The organism is Candidatus Obscuribacterales bacterium (assembly GCA_036703605.1).
Lineage (GTDB): Bacteria > Cyanobacteriota > Cyanobacteriia > RECH01 > RECH01 > RECH01.
This window is the reverse complement of the sequence record DATNRH010001156.1, coordinates 1-6,760: the sequence shown is the minus strand read 5'-3', so window position 1 is coordinate 6,760 and position 6,760 is coordinate 1. Positions and strand designations below refer to the sequence as shown.

1 protein-coding gene is annotated in these 6,760 nt (G+C 50.5%); it reads left to right on the top strand.

Translation table 11 applies throughout. The features are described 5' to 3' along the window. Positions 1–22: 22 nt before the first annotated feature. On the top strand, positions 23–5,209 hold the full coding sequence (locus V6D20_23905) for a reverse transcriptase domain-containing protein (GenBank protein HEY9818825.1): 5,187 nt from the start codon (positions 23–25) through the stop codon (positions 5,207–5,209). Positions 5,210–6,760 lie beyond the last annotated feature (1,551 nt).

The following is a 6,760-nucleotide window of genomic DNA, read 5'->3' as shown; positions in this document are numbered from 1 at the left end:
ACGAGTAGAGCTAACAAAAGTTATGAAAAAAGCTCAAGCCAACAAAAAGCTGATTATCGCAGGCCTCCCGGAAAAATCGGACGCCGAGCAATTTTGGGAGAAAATGAGACACAAAATGTCGGTCTCCGGGTTTGATGCCCTTAAGGAATTGAAACGTCGTAAGAATATGCTGTTTGGGAAGGCTGAGGTGGTCAATGAACTAGGGGAGGTGGAAATTACCACCGACCCGAAAGTGGTGAATGAGGTTGCCACAGGGCAATGGAAATCGTATTTTCAGAACTTTCTCGAACTTGGTGATGGCATTGGTAAGTTCTTGCCGGAAGCTAAACGCCGTCCGCAGGAACCAGATCAAACCCACTTCACGCTAGATGAATTACGCAAGGGTATCAAGTCACTGAAGACTGGCAAGATGCCGGGTCAAGATTGGTTACCAGCAGAAGTATGGAAGGAGCTGCTAGACGAGGGGGAGGAACCCTCGGCTGCTTTAGAGCTCCTGCTCCTTACTATGAACTGCTGGTGGGAGTACGGCCCTCCTCCAGAGGTCCAACGTGGAGAGACCATCTTACTGTATAAGGACGGAGCAAGGACTAATCCTCTTAACTACCGCCCTATAACTATGTTGAATTCAGTGTATAAGCTTTACACGATGTTGCTTAAGAGGCGATTGGAGCACTACGTTGAATCAAAGGACATCCTTGTGCGTTCGCAGGCTGGGTTTCAGGCCAATCGGGGAACGCATGAGCATATCAGCTCTCTTATCGGTCTGGCGGAGCTCCAAAAACAACGAAAAAAGAAGTTTATTGCACTCTATGTGGACCTAGTGAAGGCCTACGATAGTGTTCAATTCGAGCTTGTAGTACGGACCCTGAGATTCTATGGGGTGCCAGAAAACCTAGTTCGAGCGATCGAGCTCACCTTAAGAAATCGGCAGACATGCATTAAGACAGAGAATGCAACCTCGGAACCCATCGAGGTTACATGCGGAGTTGCCCAGGGTGATGTAATTAGCCCCCTCCTGTTTGTACTGGTTCTCAACCCCCTATTGGAGGTGTTAGAATCCAATGCACAACAAGGAGTTTCTTCAGGCCAGGAAGTAAATGACGGAAATCCAGAGGAAGTTACTCCACAACGTGGAATCCCTCTCACTCATATGAAGAAGAGGATCCCGGTCCTAGCGTATGCGGACGATATTGTGCTTTTGTCGGACAACTGGGAGGATATGGTGGTCCTCTTCAGTGTGGTGAAGCTGTTTTGCAAGGAAGCGCGGCTGAATATTAGTCCTAGCAAGTCTGGGATTCATGTTAAAGACTGGGCCAGCCAGTATGAGGAGGTGTGGCCAGACCTCTACGTAACGGATGACCCGTCTGCTCAGACAGAGGAGAACAAGGTTAGGTATTACAAACCTAAGGAGTCGTACAAGTACCTGGGAATCTTATTTAACCCAGAACTATGCTGGTCTGCGCACTTTAAGAAGCTGGACACATCGGTGATGAAGACCTGGAGATCTGTCTGGAAAGATGACTTGAGTAGCGAAGCAGCGGTTGTCGTCGCAAACGCAGTGATCGCAGGGCTAGTTAGTTACAGTGCTAAGGTCCTGAAAATTAACAAGACAAACCTTGTCAAGTGGGATCGTCAGAGTAGAAAGGAGGTGAAACGGCGATATGCTAACAGATTCTGGAACTTTAATAACCTCTTCCTCTACCAACCTAAGGTAGAGGGGGGCCGGGGCCTGGTTAACATAGAAGAGCTAGCTCGATCGGAATTTATGGGGTACAATGTACAAATGGGGTTATCCACGCAGGGGCTGCCACATGATGTTTTCATGGAGCAAGTCTGCAGGGTGGAATCGAGGTGTGGGGGCCGATTTCAGGTGCTACGTAGCACCGGCGACCCACATTTGGCACGGTGGTACGGGCAGGAAGTGTGCGCCTTCAAGCGCCTACAGCACCTCTTTGATGAGTGTTCTGGTCCAGAGGCTGTAGCTACCCTGCATTTTGCACCTCAGGAAGACTACATTAAGCCAGTTGAATTTGCTTACAGGAGAGCGCATGCGATGGTAAACGAGGTCAGGCAGGCCCTGTTTTACTGGAACATGGATCTCAAGGTTCGCTCAGCTGATAGACAGCTAGAGGAGAGACAGGATACGGTTTCTGATCTTCCAAAGCGGTGGGCGTCAGTGCCGGAATTCCTAGTGCTGCATGGTATCACACGATACCGCCAGTTAATGAGGAATGGGAGAGTTATCTCCGAACAAGAGTTCTTTACGAAATTTGTACGTGCGCCCATGGTGTCCACCTTCAACGGTGGTGGGAAGTTTGTCTACGACCCACATGGTCTGTTGCGGAATGGTAACTGCTTAATTGGGGCTATTCGGACCCCGGAGCAGAACAACTATAACACCCGTATTCTGTTGCCGCTCACGAGACCTGAGTCTAAATGGTACTATGACCATGTACGAAAAATGGTTGAGAACTATACTAGTAAGCATGGAGACAATGGCCTTTTCTCGCCTCGTCTTCACCAAGACTTTAATTTTGATAGTCCAATTGCTAAGGTTCAAGTTATGACAGATGGGTCGTATGGTCCAGTTGATGGAGAGATTCGAGGGGCAGCAGCCTTTGACGCCTGCATTATGCTGGAAGACGGGACCAAACACAAATTCCAAGGTGTGCAGGACCTAAGCCACCATGAGCTGACAGGATCGTACGATACTGAGCTCTACGAGATATGGCATGTTCTCCGGATGTTCCCGGTGCGGGACCTCTTAATTGTAACAGACTCACTTAGCTCGATTGAGTTCATTAAGAAGCAAAGAAGCTCAAAGGTTGAGTACTTCAACTACAAGAATATTGCGCTGGCAATGCAAATTAGAAGAATGATGGCAGTAAGAGAGAGAATCGGTTGGCACACCGAGTTGAGGCATATTTATTCCCATCAGGAGGATAAGATGGAGGAACGTCCTTGGTACTGGGGCCCTCGGATTGCTCGTCAAAGAGCGCTGTATACCCCGGAAGAGTGGTTGCTTGCTAAGTCTGGCAATGCATGGGCAGACCTAACAGCGAATGCTGTGCGTGCCAGGGACTATCAGGGACCACTGCAGGTGCGGCGAGGCATGCAGGCCCCATGGCCTAGTGTACCCCAGGCGCTGTTAGTAAGCCGACATCGCGAGGATCCTGTGCGGCATATGGGAAGCCGGATCAGACAATTCTTTGCAAGGAAGATCGGTGAGCCACTCAGGGCCACCGGAGGGGTGGCACTGAAGACCAACTGGCAGGGAGAAAATCTACGGGGAGAAGTAGCTAGGCATACTGCCAACTCCTTTATCCTTGAGGTGATCTCTCTCACACAGACAACACTGTCTAAGCTGCAAATTGGAGCTGTGATTTCATTGGAACCCACGCTAGCCCCAAAATGGCAAGTCGTCTTTGGGGATGGCCTATGTAAACTGTGTGATGCAGGACGCCCGGAGACTCTAGAACACGTGCTTATGGACTGTAGAGCCCTAGCAGCTCATAGAGCGAGATGCAGAACAGCGGCGCACCAAGCTATGCTGAGGCTAATCCGCCTAGGACCAGCTACGCCTAATATATTTGAGAGAACGGTGAACTTCGTTCTGCCCTTTCCAGGGGCAGCGGAAGAGTCTTGGGGTGATAAAGCCAACAAGGCTGCTCAGCTGATTGCCGCATCTGGCCCAGTCATGGACTCCTTACTTGGGTGTGTACCTAGAGCCTTCCTTAAGTGGGCAGAATGTACTGCCCAAGCGTTGGGTCAGACGGACCAGGAACGGTTTGAAGGGGTAGAGAGACTAGAAAAGCTGCGATGGAAAATTGCAGAATGTGGATTCAAAGTGTCGGTGGCCCTCCTCCTACAGCGACAGCTAGTGTTGAAGAGGGTGCAAGAGCGACTCTGGGAGGAAAATGGCCTCAATCAAACGGAGAGCCAGGACATGGAGGTGGAATCACCGCCGCCTATGAGCAGTAGTGCCCTGACGGAGGTGGCTGAAGCTGAAAACGCCGTACTGCTATACAAGGAGGGGTTAGCCAAAAAGAAGGCTGAGAATGCGAGGGAATTTGAAAGAATCAAAGGCTTGCGAGTTGTTTCCAAGACTGACATGGTTCGCCATATTCTGGAAAGAAGGCACAACGAGGAGCGAGAAGGGGTAACCAATGTGGCCCCCCTGACCGTGATTAGGAGGGACACCGAGTCCACTGCGGCTAGCAGCGGTACGAGAGCTGAAGTTAGGGCACGACCTAGGCCTGTGATCGCCCGGGACCGTAACCCAAGCGCGCAACCAGGCCAACGTGGATTTGGGCTTGTTAACCTGGGCAACACCTGCTATCTAAACGCCTCGCTCCAGGCATTGTTCGCAATGCCTGGAGTCGATAGGTGGCTAGATACAGTGTCTCCAGATGAAGGCCAACGACCAGCCGTAACTGCGTTGAGACGCATAAGAGAGGAGCTGAAATTAAGAACAACCAACCCATGGGATTTGAAGGCTGAGATGGGGAATCACAATGTGTGTTTTCAAGGTAACGATCAGCAAGATGCACAGGAATTGGTTGCTCTTCTTCTAGATCGATTGGGAGTAGAAATGGATAACACGAATAAGCCATTGGACCCACCGAGTAGCCTGCTAAGGGGCGAACTGGCAGAGAGGGTGACATGCAGAGGATGTGAGACACCAGGAGGACAACAACAGGTCTTCTGGACGCTCCCACTGACTATTGCACCAGAGGTGACTTCAATTCAAGAAGCCATGGACGCACAAATTGGAACGGAAGAAGTTGTTGAACTTAATTGCGAAAACTGTGCCTCTAATGAGGCTGTTAAGAGAGATCATCTTGTGGAGATTAGGGAGGGTATGCTCATCCAAGTGAAAAGATTTGAGTGGAACATAGATAACATGGGGCAGGCAGCTTGCGTTAAGACGCGTGCCCCATTAGTTGCTAATGAGTCAATTCAGCTACAAGCTGAAACTGGTGGTTTAACCACACTGCGTCTACGGGCGATAGTTGTTCACCGCGGGAACTCCCCGCTGGCAGGACACTACGTTGCGTACGTGCAGAATAGAGGAAGTGAGTTAACAGAGAGCCGACAATGGGAGCTCTTTGATGATGCGAATGTCTCTACTGTGAGACAAGATACGGTATTTTCTCAGGAGGGGGAGGTTAGCCGCGACAGCTACCTTCTCCTGTACGAGAAGGCCTAGGCCTTCCCGTACGTTGGACTTAGGTACAGTTGATCCCATCCCTGTTTTGGCTCTGCCTGTGGTTAGGGGTGCCTAATAGTAGGCATCGCTACCCTGGTGTAGCGGCTTCCCACACCTCAAACCCATGTCCCACTGGTACTGCTCACGGGCCCAGAGAGATGCGCACTTGCGGGTGTTGCAATACCTCTATCCTGTTGAGTGGCCAGTATGGGGTGCTTGTCCTAAGAAAGCATTGGTGGGGAAGTTAGGTTCCCTCTGCCTCAAACCTGTACATCTGGAACCGCGTAGTCTAGGGTGCTTGCCTTACGTAGGTGCCCCTATGTGGCCAGACCGGGGTGCTCGCCTAATATGAGCATTGGTGGAGGTCCGTGCTGCTCTTCTAACCTTGTGGTGGCGGATTATGCCAACAGGGCAGGAAGACACCAGTTGCAGACAGGGGACGAGATGGGGGCTGTGCTTTTCCGGGACCGCTGTACATGCTGTATTTCAAAGATAGACCGAAGACATGAGACACACCTTCCACGGCAACTGGATTTCTACCCCGACGCTTGAACCTAACATTGCAATGCTCTTGCTACACTCGATACGACGATGGGCTTGCCAGTCAGCCGTCCGCTTCCGGCTGAGTTTCGCCTCTATACCTGGTGCTGCCCCAGAAACCTCCTCGTCGAATTTGGCCTTGCCTCCGGCCTGCCTGCTGCTCCTCACTTCTCCGCACCGAGTAATATGCATGAATACGCTGTGTGAACGTTCGTTTGTAGGACCAGAGTGAAAGTTGTCGTGGATGCGTAGTTCCCCCTTCCTCTACTCTCTGGACTGTAGCACTAAATGTGCGGCGGTCCCGGACCCGTGGATTAAGGACGTGGCACGCTTAACCTTTGTTAACTTTTACCACCCACTACGGGTTACATTGTACATAAACTTTGACTTTGACTTTGACTAAATCTGCATGTTACGCCAACTAAGTCGAGTTTTCTCCCTCTCACGGCCTTTTCTACCCGTATCCAGCGATGGAAGTGCTACAACTTTTTATCGCGCAACTTTTCACGTCACTTTTGTGAAAAAAAAGGGAGAAGTAGGGCCCCATGGGCGAAACTGACTTTTTACGCGTAGATTGCACTTAGAAGACAGGGTAAATTGCGCCTTTATGGACTCCGCTCCCTTTAACCCTACTCTCTTACAACTATCGCAAGTGTGCCTAAAGCTTCAAGCCGAAAAAAAGTCCGATCGAAATCAATCATCTGGTTGGGTCCGTTATCTCTGCAACAAAAAGACCAGATGAAGAAAAGAGGACTTTATACACAATGGAGGAATGGAGGAAGTAGATAGGACTTGGTTCCAGAGAGAGTTTGTAAGTTCAGGTTCGGGTGTGAGTAAGCTAAGCCCTGCTTTTCGAAGCAAAGGTAGCAAGGAAGTAAACCCTAGGGCTGGGGCGTGTAGGGGGGCTTTTCTGCGCAAAGGTAGGTAAGTTAACCTAGGGTTGGGGCTGGTAGGGGCGCAAAGGTAAAGTTAGCCCTAGGGTGGGGCTGGTGGGGCTTTTCTAGGCAAAAG